Source organism: Massilia glaciei, assembly GCF_003011895.2.
Lineage (GTDB): Bacteria > Pseudomonadota > Gammaproteobacteria > Burkholderiales > Burkholderiaceae_D > Telluria_A > Telluria_A glaciei.
In genome coordinates, this window is sequence record NZ_PXWF02000207.1 from 1 (window position 1) to 501 (window position 501).

Sequence of the window (501 nt, forward strand, 5' to 3'; positions counted from 1 at the left end):
CGCTTGGAATTTGAAACCGCCAAGCATTCCAAGCGACGCCTCCGGCGTACCTGAATTTTAACGTTAGGCCTCTCATGTTCGCAACGGCACGAAGCTTCCTTATTGCCCTTCGAGCAAGCGCTTCCGTCGGTCGCGCATCAAAGCTTGAGCGTCAAGGCATGCATGCGCAAGCGATTGAAGTTGCCCAATCCGGTCTGTTAGCGCTCAGAAAACCATTCGTCAATCGAAGGTCTCCGCCAGAGGGCGCTGCACTAGCGTCGCTGACTGTCATCCTTGAGGGGTTGGCTCACAAGACCGGCTCGGCCGGCGCCGAACTGATTGATTTGCGAGACTCGCTGATTTTCCTAGAAGCGCTGGGTCCGGCAGGGAAAGCCTCAAATGACGATTTGCGGTCGTGGATCCCATATTTAAAGTCCAGGTTGTCGCAAGAATCTGTAGAATTTGCGCAGCCTAAAGACTAAGGTTCGATCGTGCGAGCGCAGCGACGCCACGAGCTGAACC

1 protein-coding gene is annotated in these 501 nt (G+C 55.1%); it reads left to right on the top strand.

Annotation, left to right across the window (positions count from 1 at the left end; all coding sequences use genetic code 11):
- The first annotated feature begins 74 nt into the window (after window positions 1-74).
- Window positions 75-461, top strand: coding sequence for a hypothetical protein (locus C7C56_RS28175; protein WP_146204459.1), 387 nt, complete (start codon window positions 75-77; stop codon window positions 459-461).
- Window positions 462-501: the final 40 nt, after the last annotated feature.